Raw genomic sequence first — 25,049 nt, 5'->3', positions numbered from 1 at the left:
GCTGAGCAAAAAAACCATCTAGCCAAATTGGGTTAGATGGTTTTTTTATTGAATTTTGGTCCAGAGTACCGCTGTCTATGTGAACCCATGAACTGTAACGTTCAGGGTGGGTATGGCAACCACTCTTAAGGCTTCCTGAATCATCGCAGCGTAGCTGGATGCAGGCTTGCACAACAAGTGAAAAGAACGCATACCCTTATATAAATTATCAGCTCAGGTAAAACCATAAACTGGCGAATACCCCAGATGCATGTATTGTAGCAGATTACCTAAAATGATGCAAAAGCTCGCTCATTAATTCAATGATTGATTAAATTAATCAAACTTGACAGTCAAAATACCATTCAAATCGTCAACACAAATCACAAGGTTCTTTGTTCTCATCATATTGCTTAGCAGTTAACAGTTAACAGGCTTAGCAGTTAACAGGCTTTGCAGTTAACAGAATGACGCAAAATCTGGGTTAAAGAGATTGAGCGAGCTATGCTATAATTTTCAAAATTTTTTAATACTAATTTTGTATTTTCCTTATTTTAGCTTTTCTAGAGGCAACAATGAATCAAGCGTCTAACTCGGTTACCCATCAATCGACGGTTAAAAAAGTCCCCCATGTGTTGATGATTTTAGATGGTTTTGGATATCGCGAAGATCAGCGTGATAATGCGATTGCCGCGGCGTACACCCCAAACCTTGATTATTTGTATCAGCATTACCCCCATGGGTTGATTTCAGGGTCAGGTGAAGACGTGGGTTTACCCGCAGGGCAGTTTGGCAACTCTGAAGTTGGGCATATGAATTTGGGTGCAGGTCGTATTTTGTATCAAGACTCTACCCGTATTCACAAAGAAATCCGCGAACAGCAATTTTTTAGCAACCCTGCACTAACCCAAGCAGTAAAGCTTGCCAATGACCGAAACTCCAATGTGCATATCATGGGATTGTTATCGGATGGGGGAGTTCATTCGCATCAAGATCATATTGTCGCGATGGTGGAGCTGGCATTGCAGCAGGGTGCGAAGCAGGTCTTTATCCATACATTTTTGGACGGTCGTGACACGCCGCCTAAGAGTGCGGACAATTATGTCGCACAATTAGAACAAGCGCTTGCCTCGCTTAACGAGCAATATGAGGGCACGGCTTATTTGGTCAGTCTCATTGGTCGCTACTTTGCGATGGATCGGGATAAACGTTGGGATCGGGTACAGCAAGCGTATGATTTGCTGACCCAAGCCAAAGCAGAACGGGTAGTACAATCAGGTGCTGAAGCGATTAGTGCAGCGTATGGCGCAGGTGAAAGTGACGAGTTCGTTAAACCAACTTGGGTGCGTTATGCTAATCAAAACGCTGACTTTGGTACTATCCAAGACAATGACAGTGTGATTTTTATGAATTTTCGTGCCGACCGCGCCCGCGAAATCAGCCAAGCACTGGTGTCAGCTAATTTTGATGGCTTTACGCGTGAAAAGCTGCCAACGCTGTCAAAATTTGTGATGCTGACCAAATATTCCGATGAATTACAAAATAATGGCGTGACCAGTATCGCATTTGAACCGACATCGCTAACCAACACATTGGGCGAGTATTTGCAATCACAAGGCAAAACCCAACTGCGTATTGCTGAAACCGAAAAATACGCGCACGTGACTTTCTTTTTTAGTGGTGGGCGCGAAGCAGAGTTTGAAGGGGAGCAGCGTATTTTGGTCAACTCGCCTTCAGTTGCTACTTATGATTTACAACCTGAAATGAGTGCGCCAGAAGTCACTGAAAAATTGGCCCATGCTATTAATTCAGGTGCGTATGATGTACTGATTGTGAATTATGCCAATGGCGATATGGTAGGGCACACAGGTGTGTTCGATGCCGCTGTCAAAGCCGTCGAAACGTTGGATAACTGTGTGAAAACCATTGCCGATTGTGTGATTGCCAATCAGGGGCATTTACTGATTACCGCTGACCATGGCAATGTTGAGCAAATGCAGGATTATGATAGCGGGCAGGTACACACCCAGCACACCACAGAGCTAGTGCCATTTATTTATGTCAATGAGCAAGCGCCTGATACCGTGCACATTCGCACGGGTGGTAAGCTATCGGATGTGGCGCCAACACTATTGGACTTAATGCACCTTGCCAAACCTGCCGAAATGACAGGTGAAAGCTTAATCGTAGCAAACTAACAGTTAATGGGTGCAAATATCGTATGGTAACGCAGCGTTTCAAACCACTCTCTAACCCTACTTTCAAAAGACACGTTATCGTGCTGGCATTGTGGGGGATAGGTTCATTGGGTTATGCGGCTAGCCGACCGACTGTCAAAGTGCCTGTCAAACCACCTGTTACTTCTGCTGCCTCAGTTTCTGCAAAAACCAATAAAACGTCATTAACACCTGCAATCACTCAGGCGATTGCGGGTACTAATCCTACTGCCGTGCCCGGTAGTGTAGTGAATGCACCTAATGGTATACCGGATGGCGCTGATGACGACAATTTGACGGATGATGAGGCTGATGATGGCGGAGAGGTGGATATTACATCAACCACGCCTATGGTGACTAATCCCGCCAATCAGCCCATCGCGCCAGCCTCTGGGCAAATCCAGCAAGTGGCGCTGGGGGCAGTATCACCTGTCACGGTTGAAAAATTTGTCAAAATGATTGATATCATCCGTCAAAACTATGTGACCAATGTCGATGATGAATCGCTGTTTGCCAATGCGATGGCAGGCACTTTAGCTGCGCTCGATCCTTATTCTGAATATCTGGATGCAAACGCGTTTGAAAACTTAAGGTTATTTACCGAAGGCGATATAGGCAGCATTGGCGTGAGTGTGAGTTTTCATGCCGATGTAGATAGCTGGGTGTTTGATGATGTGCTGCCCAACTCGCCTGCCGCCAAAGCGGGTATTCAGCGCGGCAATTATTTGCATCAAATCAATGATAATAAGTTAGACAGCACCCGAACCTCGCAAGATGTCGATCAGCTACTAACAGGCATCGCAGGGACAACGGCTCGCTTGTTAGTCTCGGATAAAGGTCGTCGTAAACATCTGGTGGTGGTGCAAAGAACCTTGTTACAACAACAAGCCATGAGTGCCAACATCATTAATGGTGTTGCGGTGGTGCAAATCCCCGTGTTTCAAAACAATACCCAGCAGCAATTTTTAATGGCTCTCACCAAATTAAATCAGCCGTTTAACGTACTGGTACTCGATTTGCGCAATAACCCAGGTGGCGTGTTATCAGCTGCCAATGATATCGCAAGCTTATTTATGAACGATAAAGTGGTGGTGAAGATTAAAAATCGGCAGGGCATACAAGAGGTGATGCGCACGCACGGCAAAGCCCAATTTGCGGACTTACCGCTGGTCGTGTTGCAAAATCGTTATTCTGCTTCGGCGGCTGAAGTATTAGCCAGTGCCCTACAAAACAACCAACGTGCCAAGGTGTATGGCGAAACCAGCTATGGTAAAGGCTCTATCCAAAGCATTATACCCATCAATGATAACGAAGCGGTAAAGCTAACGGTCGCTCATTATTACTCAAGTAAAGGCGAGAAAATTGATGGCGTAGGCGTCAAACCCGATGTGGCTCTGACTGGCGCAGAAACGAGTTGGCAAGATCAGGTATTAGCGGATTTGCAAACCACCAAACGAAGCAACCAATTTTTACTTAAACCTACACCAACGCCCCAGTCTTTTTAAGCTAATCACCTAAGCAGTCACCCAATAACCTCTCATATTTATCATCGGGTTAAATTTATTTTACAATTCATCTTCCATAAAAAATTGCGGATCGACCGCATCCAAATCGCGTACATCAAGTTTGGTATAGTGTTTTTTGCAAAAATTTGGATCCAATTTGCACATTGCACTTTGCAATTCATCAAGGCGCGCTTCAGACTGGCGAATGTGCTCGAGCATTTTGATAAAAGTTGTTGCCACAGGGTCTTGGGTGTTAGGGTCAATCCCATATTGATGAAAAACGCCCGCTTGCTCTAACTTAATTTTATTGCAATCATCCTCACTGGTAGCAGAGGTATTGATAGAGATTTGTTCAATCGCTTTCATCTGCTCAGCATCGGTTGTTTTTTCGATGACGGTTTTTTCGATATAGTCGTCAGCTGGGGTTACCCCATTATTTGCCAAGCTATCAAGCCCCATTTGCTCTGCTTTGGCTTTATCATGAATCAAACGCGCGGCACCGCCTACCATGGTCGCGCCTGCAGGCACTTCTTTGACAACGACAGCATTGGAGCCGATTTTGGCATATTTACCCACGGTAAAGCCGCCTAATACTTTGGCGCCTGCACCGACAACCACGCCATCTTCCAGCGTGGGATGACGTTTGCCCTCATTTAATGATACCCCACCGAGCGTGACGCCATGATACAAGGTAACATCATCACCGATTTCGGCGGTTTCACCAATGACCACACCCATACCATGGTCAATAAAGAATCGACGCCCAATTTTTGCTGCAGGGTGAATTTCAATCCCGGTCAGAAATCGATTGCCAAAGGATACAAACCGTGCCAAGCCTTTGTTATTGTGTTGCCACATACTGTGGGCGACGCGGTGAATCAATAGCGCATGCACGCCAGGATAAGTCAACAGCACTTCAAGCGTGTTACGTGCTGCAGGGTCACGGTCAAACACTGCTTGGATGTCTTCTTGTAATTCTGCTTTGATGGTCTGGGTTTTTTTGGATAAATTTTGGATGACGGACAACATACTGACTACCGATTTTATAAAAATTTTAAGTGATTATGATATCACGAACTCATCAATTGCTTGAAAATTTTAAACAAGCTTAGGATTTAAGTAATTTTGCGATGGTGGCTTGCAGTAACTGATATTCTTTGATATCAAGCTGTAACCTACTAAGAAGTCGATTAATACGCTGAGGCATCACTTTAGATTGGGCAGGGTTGTAGATATCTAAATTCTCCAGCAATGCCAACAGCCTATTTTCTAGCTGTAAACGCTGCTCATTTGAGATAGGCGGCTCATCCCACTGCTGGCGAAAAGTCAAATCAATGGATTTTTCAGCCGCTGTTTTTGCCGTCAATGCTAATTCGGCAGTTTCGTAAAAAACGCTGGCAATCACTTGAACCGCAGCCGCCACATTTAACACCCCATACTGCGGATTGGCAGGAATTTGAATATGGTAGTCGGCCAGTTGCAGCTCTTCATTTGTTAAACCGCGATCTTCACGACCAAACACAATGGCAAGTTGCCAATTGCGATGCGCAGCATCTGTCATTAAATCGCCAAGGTTTTGAAAATTAGTGACCATCAATTCAGCCGCTTGTCGGGGCGATAGCACGGGTCTTGGAATATGGCGTTGGCGACTACTGGTAGCAATCACCCAGTGGCAATCTTGCAAGGCTTGCTCAAGGGTGTCGCAAATAGTCACAGTATCTAAAATGGCTTTGGCACCTGCGGCATGGGCATAGGCATCTTCGTCAATCGGTAGTTTGGGCGCTACCACCGTGAGCTGCGTTAGACCCATGGTGTGCATGGCGCGGGCGGCAGAGCCGATATTGGCAGGCAAGGTGGTATTTACCATCACAATGCGAATACCGGCTAAAAATGCCGCAAGGATTGAGAAGGGTTGCTGAGAAGCGTGAGAGTCAGTCGTTACCATGGGTTGTCAAATTTTAGCCAGTCGTTACGCAATAAGCGATTGTATTTGGTCATTCACTGCATGGCATTCCGCTTTGATTTCTTCAATCAATTGTTCATGTTGGTGGATATGACCCGTGCGGCAGATTTCTTGCAGTTTATAACAAAGTTCGGTCAACTCGGTAGCGCCAAGGTTAGAGCTAGCGCCTTTTAAGCCGTGCGCTGCATTATAACCCAAACGGTTGTCTAAGTTGGCATAAGCTGTTTCCATTTCCGATAAACGTTGTAAACTATCTTGCATATAAGTATGCATCAAATCGACAAAATCTTCGTCAAGTAACGCTCTTAATTCTTCAAACTGGGGTAGGCTGATATGGGATGGCTGAGTCATATGAGTTTCCTGTTGATGGGGCATTGAATAAAACATCATTGGTTAGATTTGATTGGCTTATTTTAGCCCATATCTCATTGAATTTTATCAAAACTTTGATGAAAGTCAGTTTAAAGGATACAAACGTTTATCGCATGATGGGTTTATCGACCAAATTCACCAAAATCAGACGCTAACTAAAATGTAAATGCAAATCTTCCTCATTGACCAAGCTTTTGAGTTTGCCAAAATTCTCTTCTGTCGGCACAATTTGCCAATGTGTTGGCATATTAAGATGGGCAATCGCATAGTCGTTATACACACATAGATTAATCGGTACCCCTAATTGAGCCGATGCATTGGTGGGCTGATTGTCCACAAATTGGGCATTGTCGGCAGGGTGATGCAACTGATGTGATAAGTAATGAATTGTTGAGTTATTGGCGGTCGCTAACAATTGCTGTATCTGTTCAAACAATGCCATATCATGACCTGCAATTTTGATGCTGATTTTTTTTAGCCAGCGTTTGCGCGCATCGGTTAAGGTCATTACCTCTTGTAGGCTGGCATAAAACGTGCCATCGCGTTCACGAATAGAACCGTCGATAATTACCACGGTTTCCACTTTAAGCTTGTCTTTCACGCGCGCAAAGCGCTCGGCATAACAACTCACTTCGATACGACCTGTACCGTCATCGAGCGTAATCACTGAGCGATTACCAAAGTTTGCGACATCGAGTATCAAGCCTGCAAAAAATACGGTTTCGCCATAGCTGGTTTCGCTTAAATCGCCCAATGTCTTTGGTGTATAGCGTTTTAACTCATCGCGATAACTATCAATCGGGTGACCAGTGAGATAAAGTCCTAGCGTATCTTTTTCGCCTTTTAAGCGTTCAGCATCTGTCCAGACAGGCTCACGGGGCAATGGGGGCGGCGCAGTGACTTCTTGTATATCGCTAAATAAATCAATCATCCCTAGGCTGTCATTGCTACGCTGTTGCTCGGCTGCTTGTACCGCTTTTGGCAATTCGGCAAGTAACGCGCCACGGATGTGATAAGCTTCATCCGCAGGCAAATCAGGTCGTAATTTTGGCGCAAAACTATCAAAACAGCCTGCTTTAACCAATGCTTCAAGGGTGCGTTTATTGACTTTTCGCGTGTCAACACGGCGGCAAAAATCATACAAATCGGTAAACTCACCGCCCGCGTTTCGCGCTTCCACGATAGACTCTACGGCACCTTCACCGACACCTTTTATACCGCCTAACCCATACACAATGGTCGTCGGGTTAATCGGCACAAATTCCCAATTGGAGTGGTTAACACTGGGATTTTCTACTTTTAAACCAAAATTTTCGCGGCAATCATTGATAAAAAACACCACGCCATCGGTATTATTCATATCCGAGGTGATGACCGCCGCCATAAATTCGGCAGGGTAGTAGTGTTTTAAATAGGCGGTTTGATAGGCTAACACGCCGTATGCCGCTGAGTGTGATTTGTTAAACCCGTAGCCGGCAAATTTTTCCATCAAATCAAACACGCCACCTGCAAGTTTATCATCGATGCCTTGATCAATCGCCCCTTCCACAAAAATACTGCGCTGCTTTGCCATTTCTTCGGGTTTTTTCTTACCCATCGCGCGGCGTAGCATATCGGCACCGCCTAGACTATAGCCTGCCATCGCTTGCGAGATTTGCATTACCTGTTCTTGATAGACAATCACCCCATAGGTATTTTCCAGTATCGGCTCAAGTCGGTCATGGTCATAGATGACTTCTTCGCGGCCGTGTTTACGGTCAATGTACATATCGACCATCCCAGCATCTAGTGGACCTGGGCGGTACAGCGCACACATGGCGATGACGTCTTCAATATTGGTCGGTTTAAGCTTGGCCAAATATTTTTTCATGCCGGTACTTTCAAGCTGGAACACAGCGGTGGTATGGGCATCTTGTAGCAGCGTGTAGGTGGGCTTATCGTCTAAGGGTAAAGTCTCAAGATCAAGCGGTGGTTGTTGCTCTTTAGCGCGGCGTGCGTTGATGTTTTTTACTGCCGCATTAATTACCGTTAAATTGCGCAGACCCAAAAAGTCAAATTTTACCAAGCCAACTGCTTCCACATCGTCTTTATCAAACTGACTGACGGGATGACCCTCTTCATCACAGTAGATTGCGCTATAATCGGTGATTTTGGTGGGCGCGATAAGTACGCCCCCTGCATGTTTACCAACGCCACGGGTAATCCCTTCGAGCCGTACCGCCATTTCCCAAATCTCATTAGCATCTTCATAATCCATATTGTCAGGATTGTTAAGCAAATCTTTGAGCTGCGGTTCGGCTTCAACCGCTTCAGCGAGCGAAATACCGGGGGTTTTGGGGATGAGTTTGGAGATTTTATCAGCCAGACCGTACGATTTACCTTGAACACGCGCGACATCACGCACCACCGCTTTTGCTGCCATCGTACCAAAGGTGATGATTTGGGATACCGCTTCTCGTCCGTATTTTTGCGCCACATAATCAATGACGCGGTCACGCCCTTCGATACAAAAATCGACGTCAAAGTCTGGCATGGATACCCGCTCAGGGTTCAAAAACCGCTCAAACAGTAGGTCATATTCTAGCGGGTCTAAGTCGGTGATATTGAGCGAATACGCCACTAATGACCCCGCGCCTGAGCCACGACCAGGACCTACAGGCACATCATTGGCTTTTGACCAACGGATAAAGTCCATCACGATTAAGAAATAACCGGGGAAACCCATATTCAAAATCGTCGTGAGTTCAAACTCCAAACGCGCATCATACGGCTTGCGTTTTTCTCCCCAACTGTCGTCGCGTTTTTCGATGGGGTAGAGTTTTTCAAGGCGTTTTTCTAGACCTTCTTGGGCGGTGCGTCGGAAAAAAGTTTCAATAGTATCGCCTTCGGGAATGGGGAATTCGGGTAAATCGTGATGACCCATAGGAATAATGACGTTACAGCGTTTTGCCAAATCCAAGGTGTTGTCGATCACCGCTGGCATGTCACTAAACAGGGCAGTCATCTGATCTTGGGTTTTTAAATACTGCTCAGAGGAATAATCACGTGGGCGATTGGGGTCGGCAAGCACTTGCGAATTGGCGATACACACCCGTGCTTCATGCGCTTCAAAATCATCTTCTGTTAAAAAACGCACGTCATTATGGGCAATGATAGGCACATCAAAGGCATTTGACATGCGAATAGCTTGCTCGATAAAACGGTCTTCGTTGGCACGCTGGGTGCGTTTAATGGCAAAATAGACACGATCGGCAAATGTGGTTTGCCATTGTTGTAGTAGGCTATCGGCTTTTTCTGGATGAGATGATAACATGGCTTGACCGACGTCTGATTTTTCGGTGAATAGCACAATCACGCCTTCACTGCGCTCAAAAATCCAGTCACGCTGAATAATCGGTTTGCCCATTACTTGACCATCGACAAAGCCTTTTGACACGATATTGGTCAAGTTCTTATAGCCGATTTGGTTGCTGGCAAGTAGCGTTACTGTCGTACTATCATTTTCAAGCCAGACTTCAGAGCCAATAATCGGCTTAATACCGGCATCCAAGCAAGCTTTATAAAACTTGACTGTGGCATACAGGTTGGATAAATCGCTAATGGCAAGCGCCAGTTGGTTATCGGCTTTGGCAGCTTTGACCAGTGCTTTGATGCGTACAATCGAGTCAGTGATAGAAAATTCGGTGTGAATACCAAAGTGTACAAATGCCATGGATTGCCTTTATCGCGGTTCGTCTTTAGCCCACTATTATACTATGAATTGCAAAACTGCGAACCTACAAAATCAGCAACAAAACGCTTAAAAAGTATCAGCAGATGCTAAGCATTTACGATTTAATATGATAAAATAGGAGCCCTTTACGCCTATAGCTTAACTGGATAGAGCAGTTGCCTCCTAAGCGACCGACGTGGGTTCAAGTCCCGCTGGGCGTACCAGTTTTTTTGACATCAAAAACCTATAAAAATAAAAAAACCCAATAAAAAAATATTGGGTTTAGTTGAAAAAAGTAAAACTTAGCTTAAACGTTTGGCATTGGCTGCCACGCGGCTATAGATAGGGTGCATGCCTTTTTCCAATACATGCAGGGCTTCTTGATTAACAGAATAAAAGAAGTTTTCCAATGAAATCGGTTGACCCAAGCTTAATTTCATACAGTTTGAAAACATTAATTGCCCAATATTTTGTTGCGCAACGAGCGCTTGCCAAGCCATTTGCGTCCAAGATTCAAAAAATGCGATGGGTTTTTCAGTCACCATACGTTCCATTTCTTTCATTTCTTTGGCATTATTGAGGGGGTTTTGTTTCGCTATCATATAGATGCGGCGCTGCATGACTTGTGGTACGCGAACTGAAAAATCTTCAGATTGCTGACACATTTTTTCAACTCTTTGGTTAATATGTTCGTAGGTAGCCATAGGGACTCCATTGATAACAACAGTAAAATACAGGATTGACAGTAAAGTGTAGTCCTATTATACACTGATTTAAATTAAGTTAATAATAGCAAACTCATTGGGTATACAATACTTACTTAACATTACCCAAATAATTAGATTTCATTTAATCAAGCCATTGGTAATCGCTAACAGTCATCCGTGTAATCAGGGTTTTAGTTGACGTCATGAGCATGAAACTATTTTATCAAGTTAATAATGCGCCCCATCATTGGTAATAAATTCATAAAATATTAACTGATGGCTTTATCAGTTTTTATCAAAAGGTATAAAAATGACCATTCAAAGTCTTCCCTTAGTGATTACTTCGGGCGAACCTGCGGGTATTGGCATGGATATCATACTGATGCTTGCCGACAAACAGCAATTAAATCTGCCCAATCGCGCTGTCATTGTGTTGGCAGATATCAACGCGCTGCAACAAAGGTATAGTGAGCTCAAACAAAAAGGCGCGGTAAAAGACGGGTTGGTGATTCAACAATTAGCCATGCATGAGTTAAAAGATTTACCGCAAATTGCTCAACCATCAGCGCATGACACTATTTTGGTGGTGAATGTGCCGACAGCACAACCTGTGGTAGCAGGGCAGCTAAATCCGCATAACGCGCGAATGGTCATCGCACAGCTGCAACTGGCGCATAAGCTCGCCATCAGCAAACAAGTCGCTGCAATTGTCACCGCGCCACTGCAAAAATCAGTGATTATGACTGTGTTGCCAGATTTCATGGGGCATACCGAATTTTTTATGCAGCAGTCGGGTCTGGATAAAGTGGTGATGATGCTCGCCAATAGCCTGATGAAAGTGGCGTTAGTCACCACCCATTTGCCTCTGCGAGCGGTCGCCGATGCGATTTCCCACGAAGAAGTGACAAAAACCGTCGATATTGTCATCCAAGATTGTCAGCAAAAATTTGGTCTCACTCACCCAAAAATATTGGTCTGTGGACTCAACCCTCATGCCGGGGAAAGCGGCTATCTAGGCAGAGAGGAAATTGACATCATCAATCCTGTGTTACAGCACTATCGCGATCAAGGTATCGATATTAGTTTGGCGATGCCAGCTGATACCTTGTTTACCCAAAAACATATCGCCACTGCCGATGCGATTATCGCCATGTATCACGATCAGGGGCTGGCGCCGCTCAAATCACATGGGTTTGGCGAAACCGTGAATATCACTTTAGGATTGCCCTATATTCGCACCTCAGTCGATCATGGCACGGCACTGGATTTGGCAGGGACAGGCAAAGCGAGTACCGATAGCCTGTATCATGCGATTGACTATGCCAATAACATGGCGACCGCGATTGCCCTTTAATTATCCTTACCGAGAATTACGCTGACAAAAAAAGCCAATCGTCACAGATTGGCTTTTTTATTGCGATTATTTTAAATAGCTGCTTGATTATTTTAAATAGCTACTTGATTATTTTAAATAACTGGCGGGGTTCACTGGCGTGCCACGATATCGGATTTGGAACTCTACAGCAGGTTGATTCAAATTATTGTCCGTCCCAACGGTACCGATGGTTTGACCTGCTTGCACCGTTTGGCGCTCCTGTACAGCAAAACTTCCCAAATGCGCATAGGCACTAATGTAGTCGCTGTTGTGCTGAATCAGTATTAATTTGCCATATTCTGGCAAATCACTACCGACATACAGCACCGTACCTGGCTGGCTGGCGACAACATTTGCCCCTGCTTGTCCGCCAAACCACATACCTAACGTACCTGTTTGCTGGTTAAACGGTCGCAATAGATTGCCAGTGGTAGGACGTAACCAACCTTGTGATAAGCTGCTGGTTGGCACGATGACTTGGTTTGGCATCGGTAACGGGGTTGATGAGTTATTGGTTTGTCTAGGCGGGTAATAAGTCGGGTTAGACGGGCGGGATGATTGGTTGACCGTCACAGGGCGAATGGTTGTTGGGCGATAAGAAGTAGGATTGCTTGCTGAGGTTAAAATCAAGCGTTGCCCTGGATAAATGGTATAGTTGCTATCAAGGCCATTAAGCGCGCCAACACGACGATAATCTAGTCCATAAGTGGTGGCGATTTTGCTTAAAGTATCGCCGTTTCTGACAATATAATAGTTGGGGACGCCCCGTACATACACAGGACGCTTATCCACGGTCGCGATCTTTTGTGAAGCACAAGCGGTCATCAACACCGCCGTACAGGCTATCGCACTGAGTTTTACCAGTTTGGGCGTGCACAGTGTTTTATAAGTGGCAAACATAGCAGTCATTCCTAGCAAGTGATACAAAAAAAATTACAACAAGTCAGGGTATAGTAACTAACTTTTAACCACTTACAAAGTAACTAGAGTTAACAACAACGTTTCTTTGCCAAACGATAACAAATAGCAACATTTTAGAATAAAATGAAAAAATGGCGCAAAAATCCTTATTTATCCATTACTTGCCATCCATCCGTTGCCTAACATTGCTAGCTATTTGTGCTAACTATTTAACGGGGCGATTAAATAGGGTGATGGAAAAGGACGATACAGTGTTATTCATGGGTCATAATGGGCTTGGCAGGGCTATATTTTTGTAGTTTTAAAAATAGCCAAATCCCCATGACTAAATTTATCACCCCGACAATTGCAAATAGCATCGGCAGGCTCACGTTAACTAGGGTCAAAAAAACAATCGAAAAAATTGCTGAACCTACCATAAATACGGCATTTAAAATATTGTTGGCACCGATAATGCGAGCACGGCTTGTTTCAGGTGAATAAGCTTGCATATAAGCATATAAAGGTACAATATAAATACCGCCTGAGAAACCCAATAAAAACAAATCGACAAACACACGCATAGCACCCGGCGTGGCAAAAATCATACCGATACTATAGTGCGCGTTGTTGGCGAGTAGCGGCAAATGCATCGCTGAAAGCGTGAAATACAAGTCAATCGCAAAAATCGTCAATCCTGCAATCCCAAAGGGCAACAGCTTTAAACTCACTTGGTTTTTGGTTAACGTTTTGCATAACAGTGAGCCAAGCGCCGTACCGACAGAAAACAGCGTTAATAAAAATATCACGACGCTTTCATCGCCTAGCAAAATAGACTTACTAAATTCAGGTACTTGGGTCAAAAACGTGGCACCATAAAACCAAAACCAACTATTACCCAAAATGGTAAACCACATAATCGGCAAACGATATAGATTGGCAATGGTTTTCCAGCTAGTACGAAAGATATTCCAGTCGATGGTCAAATCAGGCTGTGGGGCAGTCATGACGGGAATAAACCGAGAAGCCAAGTAGCCAATAATCGCCACAAAAACCGTCACCCCAGATATCCAAAACAGCGGACTGTCCAACTTCATCAATACGCCAGCCAGCATCATCCCTGTCAAAATAGCCAGTGACGTGCCCATTTGAAACAGCCCATTGGCACCCACCAACTCATCGGTGGTCATCGCTTGGGGTAGATAAGCATATTTGATAGGACCAAAAAACGCCGAATGGGTGCCCATCAAAAATAACGCAACAAATAATAGCGGATAAATCTCAAACACAAACCCAAATGCGGCAACTACCATGATGACGATTTCAAGGATTTTAATCAGCCTTGTCAGCCAAGATTTTTCATATTTATCAGCAATTTGACCCGCCAAGGCGGAAAACAAAAAAAACGGCAATACAAACAGCATCGCCGCCAGATTGTTGAGCAAACTGACACGCATCCCCAATTTTGCCGCTGCCATAAAGGTCAGTACTAAAATCAAACCTTGCTTAAATACATTGTCATTAAACGCCCCTAAAAACTGGGTGGCAAACATGGCGCTAAAGCGTTTGTATTTAAAAAGCGCAAATTGGGTACTCATGAGCAATCCTAGAAATGTCTGATGATGACTATCTTAACAAATATTTTACAAAGGGTTGCGAAAATGTTTGGTTAGTAAAATGTTTATGCTAAAATCGCCTAGTGCTCGCTCAAGGATTTGATTTTTATCATGAAACCAATAAATTTGCTACCCTATCGTCCGTCAACCGCATCGACCGATAACCCGTTTAGTTTTTTTAATGCCCTCTCTCCACTATCGTCAAATCCTTGTCCGTCAAATCCTCGTCAAAGCCGCGCCCAGTCTAGCGTATCAAACCATTCGCTGTTTCGCTTGACCCCCATACGTTTGGCGATTGCTTTGGTTAGTGTCGGTATGGTACCTGCTTGGGGGGCACAAACGCCAATAATGTCAGCTACTGTTAATAGTTCAGCTAACAGCTCAGCAACGAATAGCTCGCTAACCACGAACAGCGAAGCGCAGACCACTGCAAATGACAGCAAGCGTACCACGGCAACGCAAAATACCATCCCTGCGGCAACTGAGCAAGGCAGCATCACTACTGATGCCAACACCGCTCAGCCTTATCTGTATCAACTCAATCAGCAGCGCGTTGAAGATAAAATTGGTCAACAACTCGATAATCAGACCTTAGCAGATTTTAATAATTTCAACCAACCTGTGGCAACGTTGAAACAAAACCAACCTAGTGTCGGCTACAGTAAGGCATTAGATCAAGCCACGCCGCAGTCGGTTGCCAATCAAATCAACAATAGCAAGCCTGCAAGTGTGAATACCCAATCACAAGCGCAAGTCACTGAGCAGCTGACCACCGAAAAACAGAATTTTGACGCGATTAATCAAAAAGTGAGCGAGCAAACCAATTTATCTAATCAAAATATCGCTAACCAAAATATTGCCAATCAGAATCTTAGTAATCAAGGCGTCGCTAATGATGCCAGTAATATCAAATCCACCGACACCATCAATCCCAATGATTACTTGCCCGCCTATCAACAGCAAACAGCGGCATTGACCACCCCACAAGCCAACTCAACCGTATCCGCAGAGTCGCAAGGTATCGTGGCGCGTTTGAAGAACAAAATCATTGGTCGTGGGGAAGGGCTAAACTATATTGATGTCAGCTTTGCCAATGCCGATGCCAAACTTGAGCCTGCGCGCAATATCAAGGCGGCATTGGAAAAAGTGACCGTCGAATCGGTGTCGGATTTTAATGCCAGTGTGAACAAATTACGCCAAATTGCCAAAGATGCGGCAGAGGCGGTGGGTTTTTATGACACTAAAATCGCTTTTAAACATTTAGGCAAAGACAATATCCAAGTCACCTTAGAGGTCGGCAAACCCGTCATTGTGCAAAATCGCATCATTGATATCCGTGGTGAAGGCGGAAAAGGCGATAACGCGCTGCCGGTGTATCCTGTGATTGAAAAAGAAATCCCGCCCAAAGAAGGGGATGTGTTTAGTCATGGTATCTATAAAGCCGCAAAGGCGACGATTGAAGGCGTCGCGCAGACCAATGGTTACTTCGATGCCAAATGGCTTAATAGTTCGGTGGATATTATTTTGCCGGACAATACCGCCGATGTTGACCTAATTTATGACACAAAAACTCGCTATCACTTTGATGATGTGAAGATATATAGCATTGATAAACAAGGTAATTTGACCGATGACCCCGACAAACTGCCTTTAAAACCAAAGCTGCTCAAAGCTTTAATGACGTACCAAAAAGGCGATGCCTACTATCAACCCTTTGTCAGCGAATTTACCAACAACTTGACTGCCACCCGTTATTTTAATGGGGTGGATGTCGATGTCATCATGCCATCGGACGAAGCAGCAAGCGATATCGCATTTGAACAATCGGGCTCGGCGACGCTCAGCACTGCCAGCGGCAGCAATACCACAGCCGATAATGTCGCTGACACTTCTGGTACATCCGCTGGTACTTCACCCACCAATTCAACCGATCAAAGCAACTCATCTGAACTTCAATCCGCAGGTACTGTCGATAGCACGACGCAAAAAACCGTCAATCAGGTGCAAGACCCCAATGATATCGCGCCGATTCAATTTGAAGTCGATGATTCGACCGAACAACGTCTCAATGCCATCAGCCGAAAAGCCAAAAATTTATTGGCCGCACCCGAAGATATGGAGTTATCACCCGAGGCTGAAAATAAAAGTAAAAATCCGCTGGTGGTCATCGCCAATGCGGTCAGTAAAACGGCAAAAAAACTCGATAAAGACAAAGACTTACCCATCAAACCACGAGAAGACCAAGTCATATCAAAGCTCACGCCACAACAAGTGTATGAAACAAAGCAAATCCCAACCTATGTGGTACTCAATGCCACCAAGCCGCATGAGGCACAAGTGGGTTTGGGTTATGAAACTGACGTAGGCGTGCGCTTGACCGGTAAATACCAAAATAACTTGGTTAACCGAAGTGGTCTGCAGACTGGGGCATCAGTGGCGTTATCCAAAGTCGATCAAGCGGTGGAATTTAATGCCAGTTTACCCTACAAGCATCCCCTCAACGATAAGCTGACAGGCACAGTCGGCTATCAGCACAAAGAAGTTGATGACCTAGTCAACACCTTTGAAGCGGACACGGTCTATGCCAGTATTGCCCGCAATATTTATCATGATAGTGGTTGGAATCGCACCTATTCACTGCGCTACCGCGGCGATAAATTGACCGTCGACCCTGAAAAATATAGCACCGATAGTCTGCCTTATCCTTTTAACAACTACGCATCGGACTATACCCAACAAGCCTTGTTGGCAGGTTATGCAATCAATAAAACGGTAGCAGACAATATGCTGACGCCAACGTGGGGTTATAGCCAACGTTATTCGCTTGAAGTCGGTGCTAAAGGGGCACTGAGTGACACCAATATGGCAATTTTACGTGCGGGTGGTACGGGGATGTATACTTTTGGCAAAGATAACAAACAACAAGTGATTGGGCGACTGGATTTGGGCTATCTATATAGCGGTGATTTTTATGATGTACCTTACCGTTCACGCTTTTTTGCCGGCGGTGATTCAAGTATCCGCGGCTACAACACCGATAGTTTAGGACCGACCTATGGCGGCGAAAATTTCTTAGTCGGCGGTGATGCCTTAGCAGTAGGCTCAGCAGAGTATAACTATGAGTTTAGACCGAGTTTTCGGGGCGCTGTGTTTACTGACTTTGGTAATGCGTATGATACAACGGGCGAATATGATAACGCAACGGCGGTCAGTATCGGTACAGGTATCCGCTGGCAATCACCGATAGGCTTGGTACGGCTCGATGTGGCAAAAGGTCTGACAGGCGATAACAACGATGTGCGTTTACACTTCTTTATCGGTTCACCGCTATAATAATTTGGCTAAAAATCACGGCATTATTTTATGCAAAGCTTTTAGTTAAGATTTTTGGATAAAACTTTGCTAGTATGTAAGGTTTATCCAATATACCGCCCATATACAGCGCATAGAACCTGTGTTTTTGTAGTGAGCTAACGATTGATTTGCGATATTAATGAAAGACGATAATAACCACGACTCATTGCCCGAAGATAGCACCAAGCCTGACGATAAATCGTTGGTAAATAATGACCTAGATACTAAACTAGACACTAACCTAGACCCTAAAAATTCAGACGGTGAAGATTTAGACGTTAACCAGGCGGATACGGCAATCAGTGATGATTTAGACCCAGCACAAAAAGATGCACGTTGGCTACGACGTTGGTATCCACTTGGCTTTGTGTCCAAAATTGCCATTGTGTTAGCGCTTATTTTAATCTTAGTGATGCTAGGGGCTTATTATGCCGTCGGCACCCCATGGGGTACACGGTTACTTATCAATGCCATCGTTCAACAAACAGGTATTAGTCTAACATACGGCAAAGGCAATCTTCGCGATGGCATTTGGGTGTATGATGTTAAAATTCCTAGTAAACCGCCAAAAAATTATGTCGAAGTCACCGTTGATAAAGCCTATGTCAAAATTGGCTGGCGCGCCCTCATCAATAAAGAAGTGCATTTGCGTGAAGCCAACATCAATCGCATGGTCATCACTTACAAAAAACCCCCTTCCAATAAACCCTTTGATTACCCACGTATTGCACTGCCTGTTAACTTAACCTTAGATGACGTAAAAGCAAATTTAGTGCGCTATCAGCAAGTGACTCGCGACCCCATCGATTTTAAACAAGCCCATGTCCAAAATTTTACTTGGTATGATACCCAAATCACGGTTGGCGAAGGCAAATTGGCGTATAACAATTTATTAAGCGCTGATAAAATCAAAGGCAAAATTGACCTGCAGCAGGATTATCCGCTGGATGTGACAGGACTGGTCATCATCAATTCACTGTCAAAAGTGTATGTCGATGCGCTTGATACCCATGCCACAGGCAGTTTGAAATTTTTGACCGCGGATATAAATAGTAAATACAATCAATCGGATGTTACTGGGCATGTAACAGCGCAGCCGATGGATAAAAACGCACCATTTAATGCCAAACTTGAATGGAAAGATGTGTTATTACCCTATGCCACCAGTCAAAACATCCATCTAAAAAATGGACTAGCGACCGCGACAGGGGTGACCAATAATATCCAGCTGCGTATCAATGCTGATTTGACCGCCAAAGATATCCCTGATGGGCACTATCAAGGTCGCGGCGTGATTGCCAATCAAAAACTCAGTATCGAATACCTTACGGCTAAAGTCGCGCAAGGCACATTGACGAGTCAAGGCACGATAGATTGGCATGACCGCACCCGTATTGCCCTGATGAATACAGGTAATGGCTTTAAGATTCGTCAGTTGTTGCCAAAAGACATCGCACCGTATGCGCCAGAGACTTTAACAGGCAAATTAGGCATCGTCTATGATGTGGCAACTGATAAATTGCCGATGCAAGTACGGGCAAATCTGCGCCAAGATGATGGTGAAATTATCAATGCCGATATCCGACAAGCCAAAGGCAACCATAAACCTTATACTATCGATGCCAATTGGCAACAGCTAATACGTCACAATTTACCGAGTATTGGCGAGTTTAATAGTCCCAATGGCAAAGCGCACGTGATTTTTCAGCCGGCAGACGGCAAGCGACCCAGTAGTGTACAAGCCCAAGTCAATGCCAATATACTAAAGCTCAATCAAGCCCCAAGTGGTCATTACCAAGTCAATGTCAACAAAACAGGTCAGCTAGTTGACATCACTCAATTGCTGTATCAAGGCGTGGCAGGTAATTTGGCAGGCAATGGTAAGCTCAAACTTGCCAGCGGCAATCAGCCGTTAGCTTGGCAAATCAATGCCAAAACCAATCATTTAAATGCACACGGCATTTTAAGTAGCATCCCGCTGCAAGACTTAACGGGCAATGTGGTTGCCAGCGGTACCCTGCAACAGCTCCGTCAAGCCAATCGAGCGGTGTTGAACCGTCATGATGTCACCATCAACCAAATTGACATGACAGGGGATTTATTGGGCGCCAACAATAGCAAAAAATACTTAGCCTTAAAAGGCGCAGGCAAAGTACGTGCCGATTTACTCAGCAATAAGTTATCTTATATCGCCGCCAAATTTGATGGTAGCCTCAATGCGCCAAATGTACCCGCAGGCTCATTTAAATTTGATATTGCAGGCACGCCACAACAGCTCAAAATTAATCAATTTAGTCATCAAGGTAAAGAAGGCTATATCAATGCCAACGGTAGCATTGATATGACCAATGGTGCCGGCTGGCATATCAATGCCGACATGAAAAATTTTGATGCTAGCTATTTTGTGCCAAGTCTGCCAAGCCAAATCACCGGCACGATCAATACCGATGGCTATTGGCGGGCAGGCGCTCAGTATATTCATATCGCCAATATGAATCTCAAAGGCAGACTAAAAAATCAACCTTTGATGGCAACGGGTCAATTGACCGCAAAACTGAATTTACCAAAAGACCTAAGTAGTCTGCGTCAAGTCATTGAAAATAGCGCCAATAGTCAAAAATACGGACAAATCCGCCGTCTTATTGAAAGTCTGCAAGCCAATAATCTACTGGTACAATGGGGTAGCAATCGTATCACCGCCAATGGCAACCAAAACCAACTGGTGACCAGTGTCGATATCAGCACACTCAATCAGCTAATGCCACAGCTAAAAGGTATTGTCAAAGGCGGTATTGTCTTAACCCAAGATAACAACCAAGCACTGCCTAATATCTATGTGGATTTAGTCGGGCGTAACATTTCACTGCCAAACTTTGTGGTACTCGATGCCAAAGTCACCGGTAAATTGGTCAATCTTGCCAAATCACCCAGTCAGTTACAATTGACTGCAACGGGTCTCAACATCGCCAATCAACCGCTGCGCTCTGTGCAACTGTATTTTAACGGTACCCAAGACAATCACACCTTAGATGTCAAAGCAGATAGCACCAAAGGACAAGTACAAGCGACGCTCAAAGGTCGTATCGATCTTGCCAAAAAACAGTGGTCGGGTCTGCTTGGTAATGGACAAATTGGTACCAAATATGCCAAGCTGCAACAGCTACAGCCCGCCCAAATGCTATTGGGCTGGCAAAACCTAAATGTACAAATGGCGGCACACTGCTGGCAAATGGTTGGGCAAAACGGCAGTCTGTGTCTAAAAAACAACCTTGTGGTCAGTAATGGGCAAGGCAATGTCGATGTCAGCGTACAACAAATTGATAGCCAAATTTTCTCTGTGGTGATGCCGCGTGATATCGCTTGGTCAGGAAAACTCAACGGCACCGCACTCGTTCATTGGCAGAAGAACCAACGACCCAGTATCAATGCCAGCTTCTTTACCGATAACGGGGTATTTGGTACTGCCCCACAAACCCCTGAAGAAAATCCAACGACCATTGCCTATGAGCGTATCAGTGTCATTGCGCGTTCAACCGCAGAAGGGCTAAAACTTCGTGCAGATATCAAAACAGCCAATGGCGCAGGCAATGGCTATTTGGACGCCACCGTCAATCCCTACATACAGTCAAAACCGATTTCAGGCACTGTTGTTTTTCAAGATATTGATTTGGCGGTGTTTAAACCTTTCTTCCCATCGTTTGAACGTTTGACAGGTAACGGTCTAGTGGCAGGTAAAATCAGTGGTTCATTAATGCAGCCCAAATTTGTGGGCGATATCGAGCTACAAGATGCCGGTCTTAGCATCACAGGCGTGCCGATGCGCTTTGATAAGATTAATGTGTTATCGCACGTGGCAGGCAATCAAGCCTCTATTGACGGGTCTTTTGCCAGTGCAGGCGATGGTCAAGGCACCATTACCGGTACAGTTGATTGGACACGTGAGTTGCAAGCCAAGCTGAAGCTGCAAGGTAAAGCGCTGCAAGTGAGCCAGCCGCCTGCGATTACTGCCATTATTAATCCAATTTTTGATGTGATTGTCAAACCTAGCCAGCGCTACGTGAATATCGTCGGCGTGATTGATGTGCCTCGCGCCACCATTCGCCCCCCTGAAACCACCGGCAGTGTGGTGAGCAAATCCCCAGATGTTAACGTGATTGATAGACGCTTGATGGGTCAGATTGATGATGTACTAAAAGTCACCCAACCTTGGAATATCAACGCGGATGTGGGTGTCGATCTCGGCGAGCGCATAAGTTTCCAAGGTTTTGGGGCACGCTTACCATTGGCGGGTGCGCTGCATATCACCCAGCGCGGTCAAGGCACCATGAAAGCAGAAGGGGTGGTGCAAGTATCACGCCGCTCAAAAGTCGAAGTGTTTGGGCAAAGCTTGAATCTAAACTTTGCGCAAGTTCGGTTCAATGGTGAAGTGATGAAACCACTGCTAAACGTAGAGGCAGTAAAAGACGTGCAAGGCGTACAAGTGGGCGTCAAAGTCAAAGGTAGTGCCAGCGCGCCAAGTATCACCGTGTTTAATAATGGCGGACTTAGTGAACAGCAGGCGATGAATGCGTTGGTGACGGGTAGCCTAAATAACCATTCAGGTCAAACTACCAACGAACAAGACTTTAGAAACCGCGTCAATAATACCATTGCCGCAGCAGGGTTAAGTTATGGCTTAAGCGGGACGCGCAAATTTACCAACCAAATTGGTCGGGCGTTTGGGTTGCAGCGTTTAACGTTAGATGCCAATGGTTCGGGCAATGACACTTTGGTCAGTCTAACAGGGTATATCACGCCAGACTTGTTTATACGGTATGGGGTAGGCGTGTTCACCTCGCAGCCTGAGCTTAGTATGCGTTATCAATTAACAAGACGCTTATACATTGAGGCTAAATCTGCCATCAATAACTCTGTCGATTTGATTTATAACTGGCGCTATTAACGGGTTAATAAATAGTAATAACAAAGGCTGAGTTAATGCTCAGCCTTTTTTTTATTTAACTGTCTGTTGGTTTCACTGTTTTTTAGCTTAAGTTTTTGTTAAGGACACCAATTACGCACACCATAAAACAGCACTTGCGCCTGTTTGATACAGCGATTGAGATAATCTTGTTTACCTTGTACCTCTGTGGGGTCAAATTTGAGCCATTTATACACCCAAGAAAAATACATATTCACGCCCATATCCGCAATCAACAGCCGTACTTCTTGATTTAAATGTCCAAAGGCAGGTTGCATGGCCAAATCATCGGTCATGATTTGCGCAAACAAGCTGATTTGCTCATCGAGTGCATGTTGCACAGCTTGGTTGCCACCATAGCGCTCAGAGACAATAAAGTGCCAGTGCAATGACGCGTGCTCGACACTTTCTAAAAAGAAACGCACGCTTGAGGCAATTTGACCTTCATGCGTTCGGGTGCGACCCAGCTGCAAATGATCGCGCAGACTTTGCAGCGTGTGACCGAGTTCTTCATTGACTAAGCAGGTGCCAAGCTCATCGATATCCTGAAAATGTCGATAAAAAGCCGTTGGCACTACGCCCACTTCGCGGCTAATCTGACGAAGTGAAATCGACGAAAACGCATGCCCTGACCTCGATAACTGAAGCACCGATTGAAAAAAGGCTTGACGGGTTTGGCGTTTTTGCAAGTCACGGCTAGTCATTAGGTATCCAATCAGCGGGTTAAATAAGGAAAAATATTCTAAGCCGAAAACGCCAAATATACAATCGTTGACGATTGACGATAAGTGATGAGGTTTAAATATTCACCGACCAATTACCCTTTAACGCCTGCGCGAGCCGATAGGCTTCATGATCATTCATGCCAGTCAGCATGTCTAAAATACACAACATATTTTGATAAACATCATCCCCTAATTGCCGACTAACATTGCTTAAATGGGCATTTAATAAGTTAAGCAATCGTAATTGCTCAAACTGAGAAATACTGTCTGCTGAATCACCCGTCAACGCGAGCGGCATAAACGCATCAAGTAGCGTATGTAAACAGCGGTTTGACATGATTTCAACGCGTACTTTGCTCGGATGTTGAAAAATACGGGTATTGGCTAGGCTTTTGGCTTCACTGATACTACTGCGTACGTTATTGGGGCAGTAGTCAAATAAGCTGCCCGTCAGCTCACCTGCCAATAAGGCAGCTTGGTTGGCAACAAAGGCATCAGTAACTTTGTCCACCAATCGCCGCATTGCTCGCCCTCGTAGCGCGGCTAATTTTTGGCTGATAGGCGCATTGGTCGTGACTTCAGACGGTACCCCAAGCCGTTTACCCACGAGTTTGAGCAGCAGTGGCTCAACTTCATGATACTCTAACATACCCAGTAAAATCCCATCTTCCAAATCAATCAGCGCATAACAAATATCATCGGCGGCTTCTAGCAAATAAGCCAATGGATGACGCGCGTAACCTCTTTGGGTCTTGGGTAGTCGCAGCTGCTCCGCCAAATCCTGTAAATACGGCGCTTCACTTTCAAAGCAGCCAAATTTCTTGAGCGTTAAGGGCGAGGGCAGTGCGTCACTGTCGCTGACTGGGTTGCTGACTGGGTTGATAGGGGTGGAAAGATAAGGGTATTTCATAAAAGCGCCCAGCGTCGCCGCTGTCAGGCGCATGCCGCCTTCATCGGGATGATGCTCGTTACGGGTCAGCAATCGAAAACCTTGCGCATTACCTTCATACGCTAACAAATCTATTTGCTGGCGTGGGCTAAGCCGCTGCAGATATTGGCGCTGGGAAGGCTGAAAAAACCAATCTCGAATCGCCTGTTCACCCGCATGCCCAAATGGGGGGTTACCAATGTCATGCGCCAAACAAGCTGCTTGCACAATGACACCCATATCCGACATGGTAAAGCTGCTTGGCAGGTCATTACCGAGTTTCTCCGCGCTCATCATCCCTAATGAGCGCCCAATACAAGATACTTCAAGCGAATGGGTTAGGCGGGTATGAATACCCATCTCATGGGTTAACGGATGCACTTGGGTTTTTTGATTTAATTGGCGAAAAGATTGCGAAAAAACCAGCCTGTCATAGTCCTTATGAAATGCCGTCCTTGACGTCTTGGATTGGGTGAACTGATTGCTATGATAGATAGGTTTGGCAGATAACAGCGCTTGCCATTGTTTGTGTGTATTTTTTTTCATTATTGTTTTCAGTCATAAAGATAAAAAGCGGTTTCTTGGAATTAGATAACTGATTCTAGCTAGATAATTGATTATTAACCAGTTTGGATAAACATTTTTTCAAGGGTTTGATAACACTATACCATTAATCGCAAAAAATGACCAAATAGGAATTTTTCTGATAAAACAATTGTGTAATTTTTTATTATTGT

Annotated in this window: 14 protein-coding genes, 1 tRNA gene and 1 other RNA gene; 6 read left to right on the top strand and 10 right to left on the bottom strand. The window is 44.9% G+C overall.

Features of this window, described 5'->3' with window-relative positions:
- Positions 1-53: 53 nt before the first annotated feature.
- Positions 54-252: non-coding RNA, 6S RNA (gene ssrS / locus ACAM39_RS06390), on the bottom strand.
- Positions 253-554: 302 nt separating this feature from the next.
- On the opposite strand from ssrS, the gene gpmI reads away from it, so the two are divergent.
- Positions 555-2,177 (top strand): 2,3-bisphosphoglycerate-independent phosphoglycerate mutase, encoded by a 1,623-nt coding sequence (gene gpmI, locus ACAM39_RS06385; RefSeq protein WP_369627051.1) that lies wholly within the window; start codon positions 555-557, stop codon positions 2,175-2,177.
- A gap of 23 nt (positions 2,178-2,200) precedes the next feature.
- Positions 2,201-3,700, top strand: a complete 1,500-nt coding sequence (locus ACAM39_RS06380; protein WP_369627050.1) for a S41 family peptidase — start codon at positions 2,201-2,203, stop codon at positions 3,698-3,700.
- A gap of 60 nt (positions 3,701-3,760) precedes the next feature.
- Here the strand turns inward: ACAM39_RS06380 and cysE are convergent, their stop codons facing one another.
- The 4 genes from cysE to dnaE form a co-directional block, all read right to left on the bottom strand.
- Positions 3,761-4,687, bottom strand: a complete 927-nt coding sequence (gene cysE / locus ACAM39_RS06375) for a serine O-acetyltransferase (RefSeq protein ID WP_472828274.1) — start codon at positions 4,685-4,687, stop codon at positions 3,761-3,763.
- A 121-nt stretch (positions 4,688-4,808) separates the two neighbouring features.
- Positions 4,809-5,645, bottom strand: coding sequence for an RNA methyltransferase (locus tag ACAM39_RS06370; RefSeq protein WP_369627048.1), 837 nt, complete (start codon positions 5,643-5,645; stop codon positions 4,809-4,811).
- 24 nt (positions 5,646-5,669) lie between these two features.
- Positions 5,670-6,014, bottom strand: coding sequence for an Hpt domain-containing protein (locus ACAM39_RS06365; protein WP_062330911.1), 345 nt, complete (start codon positions 6,012-6,014; stop codon positions 5,670-5,672).
- A gap of 172 nt (positions 6,015-6,186) precedes the next feature.
- On the bottom strand, positions 6,187-9,747 hold the full coding sequence (dnaE, locus tag ACAM39_RS06360; RefSeq protein WP_369627047.1) for a DNA polymerase III subunit alpha: 3,561 nt from the start codon (positions 9,745-9,747) through the stop codon (positions 6,187-6,189).
- 148 nt (positions 9,748-9,895) lie between these two features.
- Here dnaE and ACAM39_RS06355 point away from each other — a divergent pair.
- Positions 9,896-9,971 (top strand) — tRNA-Arg (locus ACAM39_RS06355).
- A 78-nt stretch (positions 9,972-10,049) separates the two neighbouring features.
- Here the strand turns inward: ACAM39_RS06355 and ACAM39_RS06350 are convergent.
- On the bottom strand, positions 10,050-10,451 hold the full coding sequence (locus ACAM39_RS06350) for a hypothetical protein (RefSeq protein WP_369627046.1): 402 nt from the start codon (positions 10,449-10,451) through the stop codon (positions 10,050-10,052).
- Between the two features lie 313 nt (positions 10,452-10,764).
- Between ACAM39_RS06350 and pdxA the strand changes: the two genes are divergently transcribed.
- Positions 10,765-11,808 carry a 4-hydroxythreonine-4-phosphate dehydrogenase PdxA gene (pdxA, locus tag ACAM39_RS06345; RefSeq protein WP_369627045.1) on the top strand — a complete coding sequence of 348 codons (1,044 nt, stop codon included), beginning with the start codon at positions 10,765-10,767 and terminating at the stop codon, positions 11,806-11,808.
- Positions 11,809-11,916: 108 nt separating this feature from the next.
- Here pdxA and ACAM39_RS06340 read toward each other — a convergent pair whose 3' ends face one another.
- Together ACAM39_RS06340 and ACAM39_RS06335 are read right to left on the bottom strand one after the other, a co-directional pair.
- On the bottom strand, positions 11,917-12,729 hold the full coding sequence (locus tag ACAM39_RS06340) for a peptidoglycan DD-metalloendopeptidase family protein (RefSeq protein ID WP_369627044.1): 813 nt from the start codon (positions 12,727-12,729) through the stop codon (positions 11,917-11,919).
- A 275-nt stretch (positions 12,730-13,004) separates the two neighbouring features.
- Entirely contained in the window at positions 13,005-14,327 is a 1,323-nt protein-coding gene (locus ACAM39_RS06335) for an MFS transporter (protein ID WP_369627043.1), read from the bottom strand.
- A 129-nt stretch (positions 14,328-14,456) separates the two neighbouring features.
- Here ACAM39_RS06335 and ACAM39_RS06330 point away from each other — a divergent pair, with 129 nt between their 5' ends.
- Positions 14,457-17,678 (top strand): BamA/TamA family outer membrane protein, encoded by a 3,222-nt coding sequence (locus ACAM39_RS06330; RefSeq protein WP_369627042.1) that lies wholly within the window; start codon positions 14,457-14,459, stop codon positions 17,676-17,678.
- A gap of 160 nt (positions 17,679-17,838) precedes the next feature.
- Positions 17,839-22,641: a translocation/assembly module TamB domain-containing protein gene (locus ACAM39_RS06325; protein WP_369627041.1), complete on the top strand. Its 4,803-nt coding sequence runs from the start codon at positions 17,839-17,841 to the stop codon at positions 22,639-22,641.
- Between the two features lie 98 nt (positions 22,642-22,739).
- Here the strand turns inward: ACAM39_RS06325 and ACAM39_RS06320 are convergent, their stop codons facing one another.
- Together ACAM39_RS06320 and ACAM39_RS06315 are read right to left on the bottom strand one after the other, a co-directional pair.
- The gene (locus tag ACAM39_RS06320; protein ID WP_369627040.1) at positions 22,740-23,363 is read right to left on the bottom strand and encodes a TetR family transcriptional regulator; all 624 of its coding nucleotides are present in this window, start codon (positions 23,361-23,363) and stop codon (positions 22,740-22,742) included.
- 94 nt (positions 23,364-23,457) lie between these two features.
- Positions 23,458-24,858 carry a deoxyguanosinetriphosphate triphosphohydrolase gene (locus tag ACAM39_RS06315; protein WP_369627039.1) on the bottom strand — a complete coding sequence of 467 codons (1,401 nt, stop codon included), beginning with the start codon at positions 24,856-24,858 and terminating at the stop codon, positions 23,458-23,460.
- Positions 24,859-25,049: the final 191 nt, after the last annotated feature.

Source organism: Moraxella sp. K02, assembly GCF_041154755.1.
In the GTDB taxonomy this organism is placed as follows: domain Bacteria; phylum Pseudomonadota; class Gammaproteobacteria; order Pseudomonadales; family Moraxellaceae; genus Faucicola.
The sequence above is the reverse complement of the archived record's forward strand: the minus strand, read 5'-3'. Positions and strand labels throughout refer to the sequence as shown.

Excerpts from the sequence above, each read along its gene's own strand:
- gpmI (WP_369627051.1), top strand. The coding sequence starts at position 555 with ATGAATCAAGCGTCTAACTCGGTTACCCATCAATCGACGGTTAAAAAA.
- ACAM39_RS06380 (WP_369627050.1), top strand. The coding sequence starts at position 2,201 with ATGGTAACGCAGCGTTTCAAACCACTCTCTAACCCTACTTTCAAAAGA.
- ACAM39_RS06370 (WP_369627048.1), bottom strand. The coding sequence starts at position 5,645 with ATGGTAACGACTGACTCTCACGCTTCTCAGCAACCCTTCTCAATCCTT.
- ACAM39_RS06365 (WP_062330911.1), bottom strand. The coding sequence starts at position 6,014 with ATGACTCAGCCATCCCATATCAGCCTACCCCAGTTTGAAGAATTAAGA.
- dnaE (WP_369627047.1), bottom strand. The coding sequence starts at position 9,747 with ATGGCATTTGTACACTTTGGTATTCACACCGAATTTTCTATCACTGAC.
- ACAM39_RS06350 (WP_369627046.1), bottom strand. The coding sequence starts at position 10,451 with ATGGCTACCTACGAACATATTAACCAAAGAGTTGAAAAAATGTGTCAG.
- pdxA (WP_369627045.1), top strand. The coding sequence starts at position 10,765 with ATGACCATTCAAAGTCTTCCCTTAGTGATTACTTCGGGCGAACCTGCG.
- ACAM39_RS06340 (WP_369627044.1), bottom strand. The coding sequence starts at position 12,729 with ATGTTTGCCACTTATAAAACACTGTGCACGCCCAAACTGGTAAAACTC.
- ACAM39_RS06335 (WP_369627043.1), bottom strand. The coding sequence starts at position 14,327 with ATGAGTACCCAATTTGCGCTTTTTAAATACAAACGCTTTAGCGCCATG.
- ACAM39_RS06330 (WP_369627042.1), top strand. The coding sequence starts at position 14,457 with ATGAAACCAATAAATTTGCTACCCTATCGTCCGTCAACCGCATCGACC.
- ACAM39_RS06325 (WP_369627041.1), top strand. The coding sequence starts at position 17,839 with ATGAAAGACGATAATAACCACGACTCATTGCCCGAAGATAGCACCAAG.
- ACAM39_RS06320 (WP_369627040.1), bottom strand. The coding sequence starts at position 23,363 with ATGACTAGCCGTGACTTGCAAAAACGCCAAACCCGTCAAGCCTTTTTT.
- ACAM39_RS06315 (WP_369627039.1), bottom strand. The coding sequence starts at position 24,858 with ATGAAAAAAAATACACACAAACAATGGCAAGCGCTGTTATCTGCCAAA.